We start from the raw sequence: 1,316 nt of genomic DNA on the forward strand, positions 1-1,316 counted from the left end.
GGCGACATCGACATCCTGATCACCGACAAGACCGGCACGCTGACGGAGGGCCGCATCCGCCTGGTCGGCGCGGTCGATCCGGCCGGTGCGCCGGCCGAGCCGGTCCGGCGGCTCGGGTTGCTGGCCACCGACGTCGACCCGGAATCCGGTGTGGTGAGCGCCAATCCGCTCGACGCCGCGCTGTGGGACTCCCCGCAGCCACAGCAACTGGTGGGCGGCGCGGTGCGCCGCGTCGCGCTGCTGCCGTTCGACCACGAGCGGCGCGCGACGTCGGTGTTGGTCGACGACGACGGCAACCGCCTCCTCGTCGTCAAGGGCGCCCCCGAACAGGTCCTGGACCGGTGCGACGGGACGCCGGCGGCCGCGGATGCGACCCTGGCGGACTTGTTCGCCGCCGGACGGCGGGTGGTCGCCGTCGCCACCCGCCCGGCCGCCGAGCTGACGGAGCTCACCGCCGACGACGAACACGACCTCACGCTGGCCGGCTTTCTGGTCTTCGCCGACGAACCCAAACCCGCGGCGCGCCAGTCGCTGGCACAGCTGGCCGAACTGGGCATCGAGCTCAAGATCGCCACCGGCGACAATCCGCGGGTCGCCGAAAAGGTCTGCAATGACCTGGGTTTGGCGTCCAAGGGCACTCTCACCGGCGCCGAGCTGGAACCCCTCGACGACGACGGGTTCGTCGACGCCGCGCAAAACCACACCATCTTCGCGCGCATCTCCCCCGAGCAGAAGGCGCGGCTGATCACCGCGGCACGCCGCACCGGAAGATCGGTGGGGTTTCTCGGCGACGGGGTCAACGACGCGCTGGCATTGCACGCCGCCGATGTGGGCATCTCCGTCAACAGCGCCACCGACGTGGCCAAGGACGCGGCCGACGTGGTCTTGCTGGAAAAGGACCTGGGGGTGCTGGCCACCGGGGTGGCCACGGGCAGAAGGATTTTCGCCAATACCATCAAGTACGTGTTCATGGGCACATCGAGCAATTTCGGCAACACCTTCAGCGCCGCCGCCGCGTCGGCGTTCTTGCCGTTTCTGCCGATGCTGCCCAGCCAGATCCTGCTGGGCAACCTGCTCTACGATGCCTCGCAGTTGGCGATCCCCACCGACCGCGTCGATGAGGAGCAACGCGATGCGCCGGCGCACTGGAACGTCGCCTTCATCCGCAGGTTCATGCTGACGTTCGGGCCCATCAACTCGCTGTTCGACTTCTTGACCTTCGGATTCATGCTCGGCATCCTGCACGCCGGCGAGGTGGCGTTTCACACCGGGTGGTTCCTGGAAAACCTTCTCACCCAGACGTTTATCGTTTTCGC

1 protein-coding gene is annotated in these 1,316 nt (G+C 67.9%); it reads left to right on the top strand.

What is annotated here, in order from left to right; translation table 11 throughout:
* The coding region (locus A5696_RS29150; RefSeq protein WP_156738342.1) for an HAD-IC family P-type ATPase at window positions 1–1,316 on the top strand (1,316 nt) is incomplete at both ends.

The organism is Mycobacterium sp. E2699 (assembly GCF_001666745.1).
In the GTDB taxonomy this organism is placed as follows: domain Bacteria; phylum Actinomycetota; class Actinomycetes; order Mycobacteriales; family Mycobacteriaceae; genus Mycobacterium.